At 73.0% G+C, this 18,741-nt stretch carries 14 protein-coding genes; 8 read left to right on the plus strand and 6 right to left on the minus strand.

Features of this window, described 5'->3' with window-relative positions; genetic code table 11:
* The first annotated feature begins 7 nt into the window (after positions 1 to 7).
* From NAEX_RS49765 to NAEX_RS06825, 3 genes are all read left to right on the plus strand, one after another.
* On the plus strand, positions 8 to 2,140 hold the full coding sequence (locus NAEX_RS49765; protein ID WP_211302363.1) for a M1 family metallopeptidase: 2,133 nt from the start codon (positions 8 to 10) through the stop codon (positions 2,138 to 2,140).
* Complete coding sequence (locus NAEX_RS06820) at positions 2,137 to 2,910, plus strand: hypothetical protein (RefSeq protein WP_096326706.1); 774 nt, start codon at positions 2,137 to 2,139, stop codon at positions 2,908 to 2,910. Before NAEX_RS49765 ends, NAEX_RS06820 begins: the two co-directional genes overlap by 4 nt.
* A gap of 656 nt (positions 2,911 to 3,566) precedes the next feature.
* A complete protein-coding gene (locus NAEX_RS06825) occupies positions 3,567 to 5,378 on the plus strand; it encodes a TlpA disulfide reductase family protein (RefSeq protein WP_143140841.1) in 1,812 nt (603 codons plus the stop codon).
* A 146-nt stretch (positions 5,379 to 5,524) separates the two neighbouring features.
* Here the strand turns inward: NAEX_RS06825 and NAEX_RS06830 are convergent, their stop codons facing one another.
* The 3 genes from NAEX_RS06830 to NAEX_RS06840 form a co-directional block, all read right to left on the minus strand.
* Positions 5,525 to 8,641 carry an efflux RND transporter permease subunit gene (locus NAEX_RS06830; RefSeq protein ID WP_096326708.1) on the minus strand — a complete coding sequence of 1,039 codons (3,117 nt, stop codon included), beginning with the start codon at positions 8,639 to 8,641 and terminating at the stop codon, positions 5,525 to 5,527.
* On the minus strand, positions 8,638 to 10,005 hold the full coding sequence (locus NAEX_RS06835; protein ID WP_096326709.1) for an efflux RND transporter periplasmic adaptor subunit: 1,368 nt from the start codon (positions 10,003 to 10,005) through the stop codon (positions 8,638 to 8,640). Before NAEX_RS06835 ends, NAEX_RS06830 begins: the two co-directional genes overlap by 4 nt.
* A 181-nt stretch (positions 10,006 to 10,186) precedes the next feature.
* A complete protein-coding gene (locus tag NAEX_RS06840; protein ID WP_096326710.1) occupies positions 10,187 to 10,411 on the minus strand; it encodes a hypothetical protein in 225 nt (74 codons plus the stop codon).
* 176 nt (positions 10,412 to 10,587) lie between these two features.
* Here NAEX_RS06840 and NAEX_RS06845 point away from each other — a divergent pair, with 176 nt between their 5' ends.
* On the plus strand, positions 10,588 to 11,997 hold the full coding sequence (locus NAEX_RS06845; protein WP_096326711.1) for a cytochrome P450: 1,410 nt from the start codon (positions 10,588 to 10,590) through the stop codon (positions 11,995 to 11,997).
* On the opposite strand, the gene NAEX_RS06850 is transcribed toward NAEX_RS06845, so the two are convergent.
* A complete protein-coding gene (locus NAEX_RS06850) occupies positions 11,994 to 12,944 on the minus strand; it encodes a hypothetical protein (protein ID WP_143140840.1) in 951 nt (316 codons plus the stop codon). The two genes, NAEX_RS06845 and NAEX_RS06850, sit on opposite strands and share 4 nt — an antisense overlap.
* A gap of 133 nt (positions 12,945 to 13,077) precedes the next feature.
* Here NAEX_RS06850 and NAEX_RS06855 point away from each other — a divergent pair, with 133 nt between their 5' ends.
* From NAEX_RS06855 to NAEX_RS06870, 4 genes are all read left to right on the plus strand, one after another.
* Positions 13,078 to 13,494 carry a CBS domain-containing protein gene (locus NAEX_RS06855; protein ID WP_170135516.1) on the plus strand — a complete coding sequence of 139 codons (417 nt, stop codon included), beginning with the start codon at positions 13,078 to 13,080 and terminating at the stop codon, positions 13,492 to 13,494.
* A gap of 309 nt (positions 13,495 to 13,803) precedes the next feature.
* Positions 13,804 to 14,034: a hypothetical protein gene (locus NAEX_RS06860; RefSeq protein WP_096326714.1), complete on the plus strand. Its 231-nt coding sequence runs from the start codon at positions 13,804 to 13,806 to the stop codon at positions 14,032 to 14,034.
* Positions 14,031 to 15,644 (plus strand): hypothetical protein, encoded by a 1,614-nt coding sequence (locus tag NAEX_RS06865; protein ID WP_096326715.1) that lies wholly within the window; start codon positions 14,031 to 14,033, stop codon positions 15,642 to 15,644. Before NAEX_RS06860 ends, NAEX_RS06865 begins: the two co-directional genes overlap by 4 nt.
* 114 nt (positions 15,645 to 15,758) lie before the next feature.
* The gene (locus NAEX_RS06870) at positions 15,759 to 16,967 is read left to right on the plus strand and encodes an FHA domain-containing protein (protein ID WP_170135517.1); all 1,209 of its coding nucleotides are present in this window, start codon (positions 15,759 to 15,761) and stop codon (positions 16,965 to 16,967) included.
* Positions 16,968 to 17,028: 61 nt separating this feature from the next.
* Here NAEX_RS06870 and NAEX_RS06875 read toward each other — a convergent pair whose 3' ends face one another.
* Entirely contained in the window at positions 17,029 to 17,574 is a 546-nt protein-coding gene (locus NAEX_RS06875) for a hypothetical protein (protein ID WP_143140839.1), read from the minus strand.
* An 82-nt stretch (positions 17,575 to 17,656) separates the two neighbouring features.
* Positions 17,657 to 18,649, minus strand: a complete 993-nt coding sequence (locus NAEX_RS06880) for a nucleotidyltransferase family protein (RefSeq protein WP_096326718.1) — start codon at positions 18,647 to 18,649, stop codon at positions 17,657 to 17,659.
* Positions 18,650 to 18,741 lie beyond the last annotated feature (92 nt).

Consider the following 18,741-nt stretch of genomic DNA (forward strand, 5'->3'; position numbering starts at 1 on the left):
TGGTCCGATGCTCGCAGTGGGCTCTCGACTCCTCCGCCGCGCCGCCGCGTGCGCCCTCTTCGGCGCCGTCGCGTGCGAGCCGGCGGCGGCGCCGGAGCGGCGGGTGCCGGAGCCGGGCGACCCGCTGCGGCCGCCAGACGTCCGCGGCCCGATCCCCGCCGGCATCAAGCTCGCCGACTACGTCCTCGACGCCAGCCTCGACGCCGAGAAGCACACCGTCAGCGGCACCGCGCGGATCACCTGGCGCAACCACACCCGCGCGCCGGTCGACTCGCTGGTGCTCCACCTCTATATGAACGGCTTCCGCGCCGAGGACACCGCGTGGATGGCCGAGGCCCGCGGAGCGCACCGCGGGGCGCGCCAGGACAAGGGCGAGGGCAAGTGGGGCTACATCGACGTCCGCGCCGCTCGCCTGCTCGCGCACGGCCCCACCGCCGACTTCAAGGCGCCCGAGCAGCGCGACGCCGCCGCCACGCCGCTCGCGCTGGTCGAGGGCGCCGACCCGAGCCTCGGCACGCTCGCCCTGCCCCGCCCGGTCGGCCCCGACGAGGCCGTCACCGTCGAGCTCGACTTCTTCACCCAGCTGCCGCGGGTGTTCGCGCGCACCGGCTACGACGGCGACTTCCACATGGTCGGCCAGTGGTACCCGAAGCTGGCCGTGCGCCACGAGGGCGGCTGGCAGGCCCACGTCTTCACCCTGCACAGCGAGTTCTACGCCGACTTCGGCGACTACGAGGTCCACCTGGATGTCCCCGAGGACATGGTCGTCGGGGCAACCGGCGTGCTGGTCGAGGAGCGGCCGCCGGAGGGCGGGCGCAAGCGGCTGCACTACCGCGCCGACACCGTGCACGACTTCGCGTGGGCGGCCTCGCCCGACTTCCTCGAGTACGGCGACATGTGGCGCGACGTCAGGATCCGCCAGCTGATCCCGCGCGCGCTCGCGGCCGACGCCCAGCGCCACCTCGACGCCCAGATCGCCGCGCTCGAGAGCATGGACGCCCGCTTCGGGCCCTACCCGTGGTCGACGATCACGATCGTCCACCCGCCGGAGACCGCCGGCGGGGCCCAGGGCATGGAGTACCCGACGCTCTACACCACCTCCGACATCCTGCGCCTGCCGCTGCCGCTGCGCCTGCTCGGGATCCACGAGCTGCTCACCGGCGAGTTCACCACCATCCACGAGTTCGGTCACCAGTACTTCCAGGGCCTGCTCGCCTCCGACGAGGCGACCCAGCCGTGGCTCGACGAGGGCATCAACTCGTTCTCCAACACCCTCGCGCTCGACGACTGGCTCGGCGACGACGCCAGCGTCGCCCGGATCGGCAACCAGCGCGTCTCGACCGTCGACATGATCCGCGTCGCCCTCCCGGCCAGCGCCGAGCTCGACCCCGTCGACCGCCCCGCCGACGCCTACCGCGACTTCACCGGCACCTTCGGCGGCACCGTCTATCGCAAGACCGCGGCCGTGTTCCACACCCTGCGCGCGCTGGTCGGCCCGGACAAATTCGACCGCGCCTTCCGCGTCTACTGCGACACCTGGCGCTTCCGCCACCCGACCGGCGACGACCTGCGGGCCGTGCTCGTGCGCGAATTGGGCCCGAAGGTCAGGATCTCCGAGACAGGTCCCGACGGACAGCCGGTCGACCTCGACGTCGCCGACTTCCTGCAGCAGGGCATCGAGACCACCGCCGCGGTCGACTTCGCCGCGGCCCGGGTCGCCAACCGGCGAGCCGTCGGCGACGGCGGCTGGCACCGCGGCCAGGACGGCGCGCTGGCGCTGATCGAGCCGGAGGCGAAGCCCGACGGCGAGGAGCTCGAGGATGCCGCCAGCGAGGGCTTCGCGCTGATCGTGCGCGAGGGCGAGTTCCGCGTGCCGGTCGAGCTCGAGTTCGAGTTCAAGGGCGGCGAGCGCGAGCGGCTGTGGTGGGACGGCCAGGCCCGCTACCGCCTGTTCACCTTCCCGGGCAAGAAGCTGACCGGCGTCGCCGTCGACCCCGACGACAAGCTCTTGCTCGAGGGCGAGCGCCTCGACAACCGCCTGCGCGTCCCCGGCTCGCGTCAGCGCGACGGCATCAGCGATCCGGCGGCCCGCTTCAGCGAGGCCGTCGACCTCGCCCTGCTCGGAGGTCTCGGCCTGTGAAGGCGCTGCGCCGCGTGCTCCGCGTGCCGGGCCTGTGGCTCGGCCTGTGCGCGCTGCACCTCGGCCTCGCGTGGGGCCTGGCCCAGCCGGTCGCCGGGGCCGTGCGCACCGCCATGGGCGGCCACACGTGGACCGATCCGCACCGTCTGATCGCCGCGCTCGCCGAGCTGCTGGCGCAGAGCCCCGCGATCGTCGCCGTGTTCGCCGCCGCCACCGTCGCCAGCGGCCTGCTCGGCGCCGCGATCGCCCTGCTCGTCCGCGGCGGTGTGCTGCTCCGCCTCGACGACGCCAGCGACCGGGGCAGCCGCGCCTGGGCCGAGTTCGGCCGGGCCAGCCTCGGCAACCTGCCCGTGCTGGCGCTGATCGGCCTCTACGGCCTGGTCCTCCGCCTCGTCCTCAGCTTCGTCGCCAACGCCTTGGCCGGCGCGCACGCCCTCGTCGAGCTGGTCGTGCTCGTCCTCCTCCTCACCTTCGCCACCTGCGCCGGCGACCTCGCGGCCGCCCGCCGCGTGCTCCGCGGCGAGCGCGGCGTCCACCCCCGCGAGTACGTGCGCGCCTGCGTCGACGTGGCCAGGAGCCCGCGCCTGTGGCTGGCCTCCGGCGCGCTCACCCTCGCCCGCTGGGCCGTCGCCGGCGCGATCGTCCTGGTCGCCGTCCACGGCGCCGGCGAAGCCTGGGCTTCCTGGTCCGCCCGCGGTCTCGCCTGTGTCGCCGTGTTCCTCGCGCTGTGGCGCATGGCCGTCGCCGTCGAGGCCAGCCGCCGCGCTTGAGCGGGCCGCGCCTGTCTCTCGAGACAGATGCCAGGCCCCGCGCCCGTGACAGGCGGCGTGGCCCCCCAGACTCCCGCGCCAGCGGCCGGATCACGTCGCCCGATGCATGTCTCGTGAGACATCCGAAGGCCGCGCGGTCTCGGCACATGTCTCTCGCGACATACCCGTTCCACGCCCCGACCCATGCCTCTCGAACCTCTTCCGGCCCGCACCGTCGCCGACCCATGGCCTTCGCGCCGAGCCGCTCCGTGACCTGTCCCTCAGGGCATCGCCCGCCCCGCCCTCCGCCGGCACATGTCCTTCGAGACAGCGTCCAGGCCGAGCCGCTCGACCACGTCGCTCGGGTCATCCGCCCTCCGCCGGCACATGTCCTTCGAGACAGCATCCGGGCCGAACCGCTCGACCTTGCCGCCCAGGTCATCCCCCATCCGTCCCTTCGCCCGCACATGTCCTTCGAGACAGCATCCTGCCCGTGCTGCGTGACAAAATGTCTCTCCGGCAGCCCGCACCGGCCTCTTACGGCGTCATTACGGCCTGAAGCTCCTGCAGGTGCTCCTGACCGCCGGACAGCGCCGACCCGCGCCGGTGCGGGATCGCCGTGGCGTCGTGCCCCGGCTTGCTGCTCGCCGCCTCCCAGCGTGCTAGCGTGCCTTCTCATGCGCGTTGATATCGTCCCCTGGTTGTTCGTGCTCGCGGCCTGTGGCGCCGCGACCGAGGTACCGGCCCACCCCGCCCCGTCTCCCGTCATAGCGACGACGAAGCCCGTATCGGACCCGGCGCCCGCGCCGGCCGTGGCCACCGTCGGCGTCCGCCTCCGGGGCCACGACGGGTCCCCGTTGCAGCAGGCCGCCTTCACGCTCTACCGCAACGGCTTCATGAAGCCGGTCGCCAGCGGCCCGCTCGCGGCCGACGGCAGCTTCCGCGCCGACGTCGAGCCCGGCGTCTACTTCCTCAGCGTCGCCGCCGTCGACCACGCCCAGCTCACGCAGCCCCTGCTGGTCGACGGCGCCGTGGAGGTCGAGGGCAACCTCGGCACCTACGCGCGCCCGGAGCCCGGCGAGGCGCTCCAGCTCAACCTGCAGTGGCTCGACGCCGACCGGGCCACCCTCGCCAGCGACTCCCGCTCGGCCGCCCGCACGCCCGCCGGCACCTATCGGCTCGACCTCGCCGACCGGCCGAAGCGGGCCACGACGCTGCGCTACCAGCTCGGCTCCCGCGGTCGCACCTACAACGGCCCGCTCGCCGACCGCTACGAGAGCGACGGCGGCGGCGATTACTGGTCGGTGGTCGACCTCGCCGGACGCGACGCGCTCGAGCTCGACCTCGCCAGGCTGCCCCCGGCGGGCAAGGCGGCGCGGCTCGAGTGGCGCGGCGAGCGGCCGGAGCTGCGAGCCGTGCGGACCTACCGCGAGGCCTGGGAGCCGCGGGTCGCCGCGCTGCAGCGCGCCATGCTGCGCGACGACGGCAACATCCTCGCGCCCGACGCGACCGAGACCGCGACCATGGCCGCGCTGGCCGCCGAGGCGTTCGCCGAGGCCGACGCCGCCGGCAGCGAAGACGAGCGCGTGCTGCTGCGCCTCGCCCACCTCGACCTCTTCGCCGCTTACGACGACCACGCCGACGCCCGCGAGCGCGCCGACTGGGTGCTGGCGCACGTCGACCCGCTCGACCCCCGGCTCGGCGCGTTCTGGAACGTGAACAACCTCTTATACCGCGTGCTCGACTCCGCCGACGAGACCTTCGCCGCGCGGGCCGAGGCGTGGCTCGCCCACGCGCAGGACAACCCCGACATCGGGACCGCTCTCGGCGCGATCGAGTTCCTCGTCCACCGGGCCCACGAGCGCGGCCTCGACGGCCGCGTCGCCGAGCTCTACGCCCGCGCCCGCGAGCCGCGGTTCGCCGGCACCTACACCCTCAAGCGGCTCGAAGAGCAGTTCGATCCGGACCGCAAGCTGCAACGGGGCAAGCCTTTCCCCGGGTTCGAATTCCCCGCGCTCGCCGCCGGCGCCCCGCCCGTGGCCCAGGCCGACCGCCGCGGCCGGCTCTACTTGATCGAGTTCTGGGCCACCTGGTGCGGCCCGTGCGTCGCCGAGATGCCCGCGCTGCACGCCGCCTACGCCGCCGTCAACGGCCTCCAGGCCCCGTCCGGCGAGGACGGCCTGCGCAAGCTCGGCGCGGTCGAGCGCCCGAAGCTCGAGTTCGTGTTCGTCTCCTTCGACCAGAGCCCCGCCGAGGTCGAGAAGTTCCGCGCGCAGCACTGGTCGATGCCGTGGACGCACGCGTTCGTCGGCCGCGACGGCGACGACGAGGTGATGGCGCGCTACGGCTTCTCGGGCGTCCCGACCGGCGTCCTCGTCGACGGCGCCGGCACCATCGTCGCGCTCGGCGGCGACCTCCGCGGCGAGGCGCTGCTGCCCACGCTCCAGCGCGCGCTCGCGGCCGGCTCCGGCGACGCCCGCCAGCATTGACCTCGAGGCCATGGAGGCGGTCCAGGGGGCCGCGGAGCGGGCCCGCGTCGCGCTCGATCTGCCACGTGCCCCTATGGACATGCCCTCGTAGACATGAGCAGGAGGACATGTCCCCGTGCGCATGAGCTGAGAGCCTGTCCCCCGATCTACTCCTCCTCGTCGCCCGCGTACGGCCGCGGCGCCAGGCCGACGTCCGCCAGCACCGCGTAGGCCGCGGGGATGACGACGAGCACCAGCACCGTCGACGCCGCCAGGCCGAACACGATCGACGCCGCCACCGGCACCAGCGACTGCGCGTGGCGGCTGGTCTCGAACATGATCGGGAACAGGCCGGCGATGGTCGTCGCCGACGTCAGCAGCACCGCGCGGAAGCGGTCGCGGCTGGCCTGGCCGGCGGCGGCCGCGGGCGAGTCGCCGCGGACGCGGGCCATGTTGATGAACTCCATCAGCAGGATCGAGTCGTTGACCACCACCCCCGAGATGGCGATGAGGCCGAAGATGCTCTGCGACGACAGCGGCATGCCCATCAGCAGGTGGCCCCAGACCACCCCGACGAACGCGAACGGGATCGCCAGCATGACGATCAGCGGCGCCACGAAGCTGCGGAACTGCAGGCTCAGCAGGGCGAACACCGCGAACAGCCCGATCAGCATCCGCGTCAGCATCGAGCTCAGCGCCTCGGCCGACTGCTTGGCCGCCCCGCCGGCCGCCAGGCGCACGTCGGGGAACTCGCGCTCGATCTCCGGCGCCGCCTCGGCCATGAAGCGGCTCATCACCTCCGACGCGTTGGCCTCCTCCGCCGACACGTTGCCGGTCACCGTCACCGTGCGCACGCTGTCGCGGCGGTTGAGGCGGGCGAAGCTGCTCGACAGCTCGATGGTGGCGATCGACCCGAGCGGCATGTTGACGCCGGGCGCGACCGTGATCGGCATCAGCTCGAGGTCGGCCATGGTGTCGCGGCCGCGGTGCTCGAGCTCGACGTAGAGCTCGTAGTCCTCGCCGTGGGTGTGGAACGTCTGGACCGACACGCCCGTCAGCGCCGAGCGGACCTGCTGGGCCACCGCGCTGCCGGTCAGCCCGTGGGAGCCGGCGCCCGGGCGCAGGCGCACGCGCACCTGCTCGCTGCCCGGGTCGAGGTTGTCGCCGACGTCGAACACCCCTGGGTTCTGCATGAACCACGCCTGGATCCGCTGCGACACCTCCTTCGCCCGCTCGAGATCCTCGCACTGGATCTCGACCTCGATCGCGTTGCCGGCCGGGCCGCCCCGCGTCCCCGCGGCGAACTTCGTCACCGCCGCGCTCGGCAGCGGCCCCGTCTCCTCGCGCCACGCCTTCGAGAACGCGTCGAGCGTGGTCGAGCGCGACTCGATGCCGAGCAGGTCGACCGACACCGTCGCCAGGTGCGGCCCCGACTCGTCGGTCACGTCGGCGTTGTAGTTGAAGCGGGCCGACACGTTGCGGACCAGCGGCTGCTGCTCCGGCTGCTCCGGCGTCAGCTTGTCGTTGACGCGCCAGGCCGCGGCGACCACCCGGTCGACCTCCTGCTGCGTGCGCTCCAGCGGGGCCCCCGGCGGCAGCGCCAGCCGGAATTCGGCGACGTCGCCCTCGGCCGCCGGGAACGCCACGTAGCGCAGGCGCCCGCTCGTCAGCATCCCGACCGAGCCGAGCAGCAGCGCCACCATCAGCCCGAGCGTCGCCCAGCGGTGACGGACGGCGAAGTCGACCGCCCCGCCGAGCCGGCGCTCGCGGAAGCGGGCGAACCCCGCGTCGAACCACGCGCGCGCCTTGCTCTTGTGGTTGGGGTCGATGTCGCGGAACGCGTGCGCGAGGTGGTTCGGCAGGATGAAGAACGCCTCGATCAAGCTGACCGCCAGCACCGCCACCAGCACGATCGGGATCACCTGCAGCACCCGGCCGATCCGGCCCTCGATGCCCATCAGCGGCACGAACACCGCCACCGTCGTCAGGAACGACGACACCACCCCCGACGCGACCTCCTTGACCGAGTCGACCGCCGCGCGCATCGCCGACGCGCCGCGCTCGCGGTGGGCCGCGAAGTTCTCGGCGAACACGATCGCGTCGTCCATCACCAGGCCGAGCGCGACCAGCATCCCCATCATCGTCATCATGTTGACGGTCTGGCCGAGCTGCCCGAGCACCCACAGCGACCCGAGCACCGACACCGGCAGGCCGGCCGCGACCCAGAACGCCAGGCGCACGTGGAAGAACAGCCACAGCGTCACGAACACCAGCAGGAGCCCCTGCCACGCGTTGGTGAACAGCAGCCCGATCTGGTCGGCCACCGCCGAGGCCACGTTCTGCGTCAGCGTCAGCTTCACCCCGTTCGGCTTGCGCAGCTCCTGGTCGGCGAGGAACGCCTCGATCGCGGCCAGCACGTCGAGGCTGTCCTGCCACGCCGTCTTGGTGATCCCGAGCGTGCAGGCGCGCTCGCCGTTGAACTGCGTCTGCTCCTCCTCGACCGCGAACGTGTCCTCGATCCTCGCCACGTCGGCGAGCCGGATCTCCGCCCCCCCGGCCGCGCCCTTGACCACCAGCTCGGCCAACGCCGACACGTCGGTGCGCTTGTCCGAGTAGCGGACCAGGATGTCGCCGCCGGCGCGCTCGATCGTCCCGATCGGGCTGTCGACGCTCTGGGCCTGCACGGCGGCCGCCACGTCGGCGACCGTCAGCCCGTGGCGGGCCAGCGCCGACTGCTTGAGCTGGATCAGGATCTGGTGGGTCGAGAAGCCCGCGATCGCCACCTGGGCGACGTGCTCGTCGCGCAGCAGCTCGCGGCGCAATTGCTCGCAGTACAGCTTGAGGTCCTGGGCCGACATCGGCCCGGTCACCGCGATCGAGGCCACCGGCGCGCGGCGGGTCGCGGCCGCCACCACCGGCGGGTCGAGGTCGGGCGGCAGGTCGCGCAGCCCGTCGACCGCCGACTTGACGTCGGCCAGCACGTCGGCGAGCGGCACCTTGTCCTCGACGTCGATCGTGATCGTCGCCGAGCCCTCGCGCGCCTGCGACGTCATCACCGCCACCCCGTCGAGCCCCGCGATCGCCTCCTCGATGCTCTGGACCAGCGTCTCGTCGACGATCTCCGCGTCGGCGCCCGGGTAGGCCGCGGTGATGCGGATCTGCGACGGCTCGAACTCCGGGTACGACTCGCGCCGGAGCCCCGGCAGCGCCACCAGGCCGAGGATCAGGAACACCAACATCAACAAGTTTGCGGCCGTCGGGTGCCGCGCGAAGTAGACGATCACGACGCCTCCCCGCGGGCCGCCCGCTGCAGCGCGGCGGTCCCCTCGTCATCGACGCGCGGCGCCAGCAGCATCCCCGCCAGCGCCGGCACCAGCTCGGTCAGCACGATCTTGTCGCCGGCCTGCACCTCGCCGGTCACGCACACGTACTCCTCCTGCACCAGCGTCGCCTCGACCTTGCGCAGCTCGAGCTTGTCCTCCGCGCCGACCACGTGCAGCGTCCCGTCGTGGTAGGCCGCGCGCGGCACCGCCAGGCAGTCGGCGCGCGGCGGCCCGCGCAGCTCGACCTCGACGTACAGCCCGCGGTTGAGCCGCGGCCCCTGCGGCTGCGCGCCGGGCTCGCGGGTGTCGTCGACCTGGACCACCGCGATCATCATCCGCGTGTTCGGGTCGATGCCGCCGAACCGGCGGAACTTGCCCTTCCACGTGCGCTGCAGGCCCTGGCCCTCGAGCCGCACGATCGCCTCGATGCCCTCGAGCCGCGACGGCCCGCCCGGCTGCGGCGGCGGGTCGTCGGGCTTGCGCGGCGGCAGCAGCGAGCCGAGGCTGCCGACCGGCACCTGCGCCGGGATCTCGAACACGTCGATGCCGTCGCCGACGATCAGGGCCTGCCCGCCGGTCACCACCTGCTGCAGCGCCGCGTTGACCTCGCGCAGGCGCATCGTGAACGGCGCCACGATCTCCGTCTTCGCCAGCTCGAGCTTGGTCGTCGCCACCCCGGCCTGTTGCTGCTCGAGCTGCGCCTCGAGCACGCGGCGGGTCGCCGGCAGCTCGCCGAGCGTGTTGCGATACGACTGCACCGTCTTCTCGGCCGTGATCACCGCCTTCTCGGCGACCTCGACGTCGGTCAACGGCGCCGCGCCTTGCTCGTACAACGAGCGCACGCGCTCGAGCTCGCCGCGGGCCAGCTCGAGCGCGCGCTCGTCGATCTTCAGGTTCGACGCCGCGCTGGTCTCGCGCGCCTTGATCTCGGCGATCTGGGCCCGCACCGCCTTCACCACCGCCTCCGAGCGGCCCTGCTCGATCGCGTAGCTGCCGGGGTCGATCTTCAGCAGCACCGTCCCCTCCTGGACGATCCGCCCGACCTCGAGCCGGTCCGCCACCTCGACCACCGTGCCCGACACCTGCGCCAGCGCTTGCCACTCGCGCTGGGCCTCGACCGCGCCGTAGCCGACCACGCGCGGCACCACCTCGAGCGGCGCCAGCTCGAGCACGCGGACCGGGCGGCCTTGCAGGGCCGCGCTGCGCTGGCGGGGCGCCGCGCGGGTCGCTTGCAGCCACGCGTACACGCCGACGCCGACCAGGACGAAGGCGACGAAGGTGGCGACGCTGCGGAACAGGGGCTTGTCGTTGCTGGGAGTCGACATGCGTCGACGGCGAATTTACACCGTCGCTCGCACCGGCGAGCGCAGCCGCGCCGCCGCCGCCGCCGCGATTACGATCCCGTTACAACATGTCCGAAGATTCATGTAGCCGCATGCACGCGGCGCCGTGCGGAGATTCCCCTACGTCGTCTCGCGGGCCAGCGCCGAGAAACTCGCCCCGGTGCTACACGTGGACGCCCGGGTCGTCGCGCTCCGCGTCGCGCGCCATCGCCCCCCCGAGATCGGCCCGCGTGATCCCGCGGAACCGTCGCTGCCGCCCTGCCAGCAGCCAGCCGAGCCGCGGCCGCACCTCGAGCAGGATCGCCTGCTCGACTCCGTGGCGGTCCTGCGGCGTCAGCAGCATCGACGGGCGGAACAGGCCGGTGCGGAAGGAGCCCAGCGCGATCACCTTCGCCTCGAGCTCGCCCTGCGTCTTCGAGGAGCCGACGTGCGACCGGGCGTCGGCGCCGACCGTCCCGAGCAGCGCGAACGACTCCCCACCCTGGTCGCGGCACGCCGTCGCGCGCCGCTCGTCGCCCCGGGCGTCGTGGCCGGCCGGGGACCGCCGTGCTAGACGGACCGCCGATGTTTTTTCACACCCTCCGCGACCGCTGGCACGAGGCCTTCGAGCCGATCGGCAACCTCGTCCGGATAGCCCGGGAACCCTACCGATTCCTCGACGATCTCCGGCGCCGCCGCGGCGAGCTCGCCGAGCTGCGCCTGGCCGGCATACCGACCGTGCTCGTGTGCAGCGAGCCCGAGACCGTGCGCCAGATCCTCACCGGCTCCTACGATCAATTCGAGCGGTACGCCGGCGGCGTCGAGCTGTTCGTCGACCCGCTCGCGCTGATCCTCACCGACGACGAGCACCACCGCCAGCGGCGCAAGCTGCTGAACCCCGCCTTCAACGCCGAGAGCGTCCGCGCCTTCGGGCCGACCATGCTCGAGATCGCCGACCGCGTGCTCGACGGGCTGCCGCAGGGCGCCACCTTCCCGCTGATCGGCCCGATGCAGGACATCACCATGCGCGTCATCCTGCGCTGCCTGTTCGGCGTCGCCGAGGGCCCGCGCTTCGAGGAGCTGCGGGCCCTCGTCATCGAGTACCTGCAGCGGGTGTTCGGCCCCGAAATGCTCGCCCTCGGCACCGTGCTCACCCCGACGCAGGCCCACGCGACGCTGATGCGGCTCAGCCGGCGCGCCCGGGGCTCCGCGCCGAACGCCCCGTTCACGCCGTCACGCCTGCCGGTGCAGCGGATCGCCGACCGGCTCGGCCGGATCCACGCGCTGCTCGAGGTGGAGATCGATCGCTGCCTCGCCGAGGGCCCGGAGCACCGCAGCGACGTGCTCGCGCTGATGTTGCGGGCCCGCTTCGCCGACGGTCGGCCGATGTCGCGCGAGGAGCTGCACGCCCAGCTCCTCATGCTCGTCATCGGCGGCTACGAGACCACCTCGCTGTCGCTGTGCTGGGCCGTCCACTGCCTCGTGCGTCACCCCGAGGCGCTGGCCCGCGTGCGCGCCGAGGTCGCCGAGGTCATGCAGGGCGGCTTCGACCCGGCGAAGGTCCGCGACCTCCATTACCTCGGCGCCGCGATCGCCGAGTCGATGCGGCTCTACCCGATCGGCATCGGCGTGTCGCGCAAGCTCAAGCGGCCGATGCGGCTGCTCGGCCGGGACCTCGCGGCCGGCACGATCGTCATGCTCAGCGTCTACCTCATCCAGCGTCACCCCTCGCTGTGGAGCGAGCCCGACGCCTTCAAGCCCGAGCGCATGCTCGACCGCAAGCCGTCGGCCGCCGTCCACTTCCCGTTCGGCGGCGGCGTGTGGCGCTGCCTCGGCGCCGCGTTCGCCGAGCACGAGATGCGGATCGTCCTCGCCCGACTGTTCACGCGCTTCGCGGTCGAGCCCGACCCCGACCACCGGGTCCACGCGCAGCAGAAGGGCATCACCGCCGGCCCGAGCGGCGGCCTCCCGGTGCGCGTGGCCCCGATCGCCTAGCGCTCGAAGCGGTGGCCGCAATTGGCCGGCTGCATGCCGTTTTGCGGCGAGCCGAGCCACATGTCCTGGAGGACCAGTTGACTGCCCTCGATCGAGAACGTGCCGACCCCCTCGACGTCGGCCGGCACGTAGTTGCCGCCGGTCGGCGTGATCGTGAGGTCACCGGTCTCCAGGTCGTAGGTGTAGTCGGACCAGTAGTCGAAGTAGACCTCGAACGGGAACCACGTCACCCGGACCTCGCCGCTGGCGCGGAACCACAGCTCCTGGATCGCCGACTCCGGCGCCACCTCGGCCCCCCCGCCGCACGGCAGCTGCGCCACCTCGTGCCAGATGCCGACGAACGGGTTCGTCTCGGGCGTGTACACGAACACCTCCGTCGTCAGCACCTTGCGCCCGGCCTCGACGTCGGCCGTCACCGTGAACACCGTGCCCGGCGCGACGTCGGCCGCGATCGTCAGCGCCCCGGCGGCGTTGATGGTGGCGCCCTCGGCGGGGCTGACCGAGTAGGCCACGCAGGCCTCGACCGGCATCTTGATGTAGCAGCACTCGATCGCGCCGACCGACAGGTCCAGCATCTGACCCGGCTTCGCCTCGTAGCTCTGGCCGAACACGTTGAAGCCGAGGCTGCTCACGACCTCCTCGGACAGCGGCGGCAGGGCGCACACGCCCTCGGTCGGATCCTCGGTCGTCGAAGGGCCTGCGGTCTCGTCCGTGGTCTCGCCGGTCGTCGGGTCCGTGGTCTCGCCGGTCGTCGGGCCCGTGGTCTCGCCGGTCGTCGGGCCCGTGGTGTCCGTCGTCGTCACCGCCGTCGTCGAGCCCTCGCTCGTCCCCGCGGTCGTCGTCGACGAGGTCGACCCGGTCGTCTCGGTCCCGCCGGTCTCGTCGCCTGAATCTTGCGGGCACCCGGCCAGGGCCAGCGCCGCCATAAGGGTCGTAAGTCTCTGCATGGCCCGGACCCTACCACGCGGCGATCCTCGCCGCCGCGCGCAAGATCGCCTATATCGGCCCGCGCGAGCGCCTACGGCCCGTTTTGGCGCGATCGCACGATCCGGTCCAGACTGTCGCCAGGAGGACTTCGCAATGCGACGGTCTCAGCTCACTGTCGGCCAGTTCATGACCCGCAATCCGTCCGTCATCGACGGCGGCCTCAACCTCGTCGACACGTACACGCGCATGTTCCAGCTCCAGGTCCGGCACCTCCCGGTCTATAGCCAGGGTCATCTCGTCGGCATCGTCTCCGACCGCGACATCGGCCATATCCTGGCCGTCCAGGGCCTCGACCCCCAGCACACCACCATCGAGTCGGTGTGCACGCCCGACCCCTACGTCTGCGACCCCGACAGCCCCCTGGCGGGGGTCGTCGCGGACATGTCCGAGCGCAAGATCGGCGCCGCCATCGTCATGCGCGACGGTCGGCTCGAGGGCATCTTCACCGTCGTCGACGCTCTCGAGGTCCTGCTCGTCCTCCTCAACGACGAGACCCGGGCCGCCGTCTGAGCGCGCCTGTCCCCGCGGACAGCTCACGCGGGCGCGCCGGCGCCCGCTGCGAGACGATCGGCCGCACCCGAGCGACCTGTCCTCGCGGACGATCCACCGACCGGCTCGTCGCGCGCGGCCGAGGCGTCGCTCGCGGCTCATCCTCGAGCCTCCGAAACAACCTGTCCCTTCAGCCAGCTCCACCACTCCGCGGCGACCTGTCCCTTCGGCCATCCGCGCGCGCCCTCGCGCCCGGCGGACCGCTCCGCAGCCGCTGGCCGCCGAACGGCCGGCTTGAGGCCGGCCCACGCGCTGGCTACCCTCGTCGGCATGCTCCGGTCGAGCTCGCTCGCCCTCGTCCTCCTCGCGTGGCCCACGCGCGCCGCGGCCGACGTCTTGCCCGAGGCCGAGCGACCGCACGACTGGGAGCCGCGCGATCCACCGACACCGGCCCCGCCGCCCGAGAAGGAGCTCCCCGCGCTCGCGCTGTGGCTCGCGGCGCTGGCGGCCGCCGCCCTCGTCGCCGTCCCGCGCGCGCGCCTGCAGGAGCGGCCGCGATGACACGGCCCCGCACGATCGCCGACCGCTTCGAGGTCGTCGCCAGCGGGCGCAGCCTCAAGTCGCTGCGATGGGAAGCGAGCCGTCGCCACCGTCCCTACGGCGAGGACGACCTGTGGACCCTCGCCGTCGACCGCCGCACCGGCGCGCGCGTCCGCGTCCTCGAGCCACCGGACGAGTCCGTCTGGCTGTGGGCCGCCTGCATGTGGACCGAGGCCGTCGCCCGCCACGTCGTCGCCGCTGCTTCGCCGCACACCGTGCCGATCCTCCACGTCGGCCCCGGCGTCGTGTTCGCCGAGCCCCCGCCCGCCGTCGCGCGGCCGCGGCTGCCGCCGGCGCAGGCGGCAGCCTGTGCGTTCGCGGCGTGCGAGGTCGTCGCTCGCCTGCACGCGGTCGGCTGCGGCGGCGAGTGCGGTCGCTCCGCGCATGGTCGTCTCGCCTTCGACATGCCGACGCCGATCGACTTCGGCCCGCACAACCTCCGCATGACCCGAAGGACAGGTGATTGGACGATCGCCTGGTTGGTCCCGAGTCACCTCGCCCTCGCCGACCTCGACCTCGCCCCGCCGGAGACCGACCCCGACGCGCTCGCGCGCGACCTCCAGGCCCGACTCGCGGGGTCGATCACCGACGAGTCGCCCGACGACCTCCCCCCGAAGTACGACCCGCAGAGCGACCCGATCGCCCGCGACCTCGCACGCCTGGCCGGCTTCTACCTCTCGCTCGCCCCGCCCGAGCGGGGTCGACCCGCGGCCGTCGACGCCGTCCGCCGCCTGGCCGCCGGCGAGCCCGTCGTCCGCGACGTCGCCGGCCTCGCACGCCTGTTCGCCGAGCTCGGGCCCGCGAGCGACCGGGACGCGAGGCTCGCCGCGCTCCCGGTCGTCGACGTCCTGCCCCCGCCGGTGCTCGACTGGGACCGCGTGATCGCGGCCGGCGAGGCGCGCCTGCCCGGGCTCGTGCCGCGGCAGCGGCCCTACGTCGTCTTGCCGCTGGCCGTCGCCTACCACCACCGCGCCAGTCTTCGCGCCGCGCTCGCGCCGGAGGACGCCCTGCGCGACGTCGATCGCGCGGTCGAGCTCGACCCGATCGCGCCGTATCACATCACCCGCGCCGTCCTCCTCGATCGCCTCGGTCGCCGCGACGAGGCCCGCGCGGCGATCGCCGCCGCCTTCGCCGCCCCCGAATGGAGCGACCCGCCCGTGGAAGAGGTCGGCGGGATCCGCCTCGTCCGCGCGCACCCCGTCGTCATCACCGATCGCGAGCGCGCGCGGGCCCACGCCACCCGCGGCACGATCGCCCTCCGCGACGGCGACCTCGCCCTCGCCGAGCACGACCTGCGCCGCGCCGTCGACCTCGACCTCACCGCGGCCCACCTCCACGCGCTCGGGGCGGCGCTCTACGCCCGCGGGGACCTGGCGGGAGCGGCGGCCGCCGAGGCTCGTGCCGTCGAGCTCGAGCCGGCCAGCGCCCGTTATCGCTGGGATCTCGTCGTCAGTCTGCACCGGCTCGGGCGGCGCGACGAGGCTCTCTTCCACGCGCGAAAGCTCGAGGCCATGGAGGCCGGAGACCCCAGCGGTCGAGCTCGGCGGATTCGCCTGCCCGGCGGCGCGTGAACGTGTTTCTGCGGCCTCGCGGGCGCTCGCGCGAGCGCTCGCGATGCGCCGCGCTGTCGCCGGCTTTCCCCGCACCAGTTGACTCTGCAAGCGAATGCGGCTGCCATGCGAGGCATGCAGAAGGTCAAGCTCCAGCTCGGCAGCGCCTCCGTTCAGCTCGACGCCGGCAACCCGCGCGTCCTCCTCGGCCGCGATCCGACCTGCGGCCTCCCCACCAGCGAGGTCAGCGTGTCGCGGCGCCACGCCGAGGTCGCGTTCGTCGGCGATCGGCTGGTCATCCGCGACATGGGTTCGTCGAACGGCACGTGGATCAACGGCGAGCCGGTCGGGGCCGACCCGCAGGCGCTGGAGCCGGGGCAGCAGGTGTTCCTCGGCCACATCCCGCTGCTCGTCGAGTGGCAGGGCGGCGGCCAGGGCGGGGCCACCGTGCTGGGGGAGATGCCGGCCGAGCTCAAGGCGCTGATCGAGTCGCGCAAGGCGGCCAAGATGGCGCCTGCGAGCCCGGTCGCGGCCGTCGCGGCGGCCTTCCAGGACCCGCCGGCGCTGGGCGGGCCGATGAAGACGATGCTGGGGATCGGCGGGACCACGGCGCCCAAGGCGGCCGACTACGCCTACCGGCGCCAGGGCTCGAACAACAACGGCGTCCTCTTGATCGCGCTGCGCGGCGACACCTTCACCAACGCCGCCATCATCGACGGCTACCTCGAGTTCACCGCGCTCGACAACGAGACCGTCGCCTCGATCTTCGTCGAGTTGGTCGAGCACCACAAGCGCGGGCCCAAGAACGGCCACGTGTGGGACCGCGTGCTGGTGCGCCAGGGCCCGTGGCGGACCGCCAAGGACGAGGTCCTGCCGCTGACCTTCCAGCTGCGCGTGCCCCCGGGCACCTCGCCCTCGGGCCGCGACGTCCACTGGGAGGTCCGCGGCTACGTCGACATCGAGTGGGCCTACGACATCGCCGCGGCCAGCCAGATCACCGTCCGCAACCTCGACATCGAGAAGATCCGCGACGCCCTCGGCGCCCTCGACTACCGCCTCGCCGAGCTCGATCCCGAGCCGCTCGGCCAGCGCTTCACCGGCAAGTTCCAGCCCCCGATGCAGCTGCGCAAGGACTTCGGCATCACCGACATCAACCTCGCCGTCGAGTACCTCGGCGCCAACCTCCAGCTCACCATGGAGGTCGAGAAGACCAGCCTGTTCAAGTTCGACAAGCAGACCAAGCTGGTGTTCGAGCTGGCGCAGTTCCGGGTGTCGAGCACGCAGCAGCTCTCGGAGTTCCTGCGCGCCAAGATCGACGAGCTCATGGGCCGCACCGAGGCCTGAATTGCGCGAGCCCCCCGCGGCAGCGCGCGGGGGGCCCGGAGCTCGGGACGCGAGTCCTCGCTCAGGTGCAGGGCGAGAGCACGACGATCTGCATGCCCATCTCTTCGCCGCAGTACCAGTTGTTGCCGTCGGCGTCGCAGCAGCCCTCGCCGGTGAGGCCGGAGTCGGCGCAGGGGTCGCCCTCGACCAGGTTCGCGGGGCAGGCGATCGGGTGGACGCCGGCCGGGTCCTCGCCCTCGAAGCCGCAGCTGTAGTAGTTGTCGCTCGCGCTCCAGCCGCACAGGCCGCCGCCGGTGGTGGTGTCGGTCGTGCCGGCGGTGGTGGTCGTCGTCGCGTCGGTGGTCGTCGGCGCGGTCGTCGTCGGCGTGGTCGTCGCGGTGCCGTCGGTCGTGTCGGTCGTGCCGGCGGTCTCGGTCGCGGTGCCGTCGGTCGTCTCGGTGCCGGCGGTGCCGTCGGTCGTGTCCGTGGTGCCCGCGGTCTCGGTCGTCAGGTTGGTCTCGCTGCCGAGGCTGGTGATGTTCGTGTCGGTGCCGCCGGTGTTGATCACGCAGCCGGACAGCGAACCGGCGACCAGCGCCGCGCCCAGGGTCATTTTGAAAAGATGCATTGGCGGGACATAGCGGACCGGCGCGAACATCGTCAAGGTATCGGCCGAACCGCGCGCGCTCGCGACCGCCCGCGGCCCCCGTTCAGCCTGTCCCTTCGGACAGCACTGCGCACTCGACATCGCGCGTCACGTCGATCCCGTCCCACACGATCGCGTCGCGCAGCCGCACTCCGGGCGCGATCACGGCCCTGTCACCGATCTGCACTCGCGGTCCCACGTGCGCCCCCGCGCCGATCACGGCCCCTTCGCCGATCCACGCCGCCGGGTCGACGTGCGCCCCCGCACCGAGGGTCGCGCCGGCGGCCACGCCTCGCACATGCCGCTCCGCGTACGGCAGGCGCACGCGGCCCTCGAGCACGTTGGCCACGCCTTGCAGGTAGCGCTGCACCGTCGAGTGCTCCCACCAGTAATCGCGAGTCACCACCCCGGCGAGCCCGTGACCGCTGTGGAAAAGTTCGGTGTACGCCGTGCGGATCACGCACTGCGGGCCTTGCGGAGGGATGCGGTCCAAGAACCTCGGCTCGAGGACGTGAACCCCCGTGAACATCAGCGGCTCGGCTGCCTCGGCGCCGGGCCTGTGCGCCCCGAGCAAACCCACGACCTGTCCGGCCGCGTCGACCCGCAGGCTCCCCCAGCGCTCGGCCTCCGGGTCGGGGCGCAGCACCATCGTCGCCTCGGCCCTGGCCGCGCGGTGGGCCGCGAGCACGCGGGCCAGCTCGAGCTCGAGCAGGATCTTCCCGTTGACGACCACGATCGGCGCGCCGCTGCCGTCGTCGAGCAGGTGCCGCGCGTGGCGGAGCGCGCCACCTGTCCCGAGGATCTCCCCGTCCTCGCGCGAGTAAGCGATCGCCATCCCGAGCTTCGACCCGTCGCCGAGCTCGGCTTCGATCTGCTCGCCGAGGTGATGCAGGTTGACCACCACCTCGCGCACCCCTTGCGAGCGCAGCCACAGCGCCACCCAGCGCACCAGAGGCGTGCCGCAGACCGGCAGCATCGGCTTCGGGCGCACGGCACTGAGGTCGCCGAGGCGCGTGCCGAGGCCGGCCGCGAGGATCATCGCGCGCGGAGCGTTCATGGCCCCGCACCATAGCACGGCCGATCCGGCGCCCAAGGAATCGGCCGGAACCGCGTCCGCGGCCCCGCAGCGCGCGCGCGACGTGACGGGCG

This window comes from Nannocystis exedens (genome assembly GCF_002343915.1).
Lineage (GTDB): Bacteria > Myxococcota_A > Polyangia > Nannocystales > Nannocystaceae > Nannocystis > Nannocystis exedens.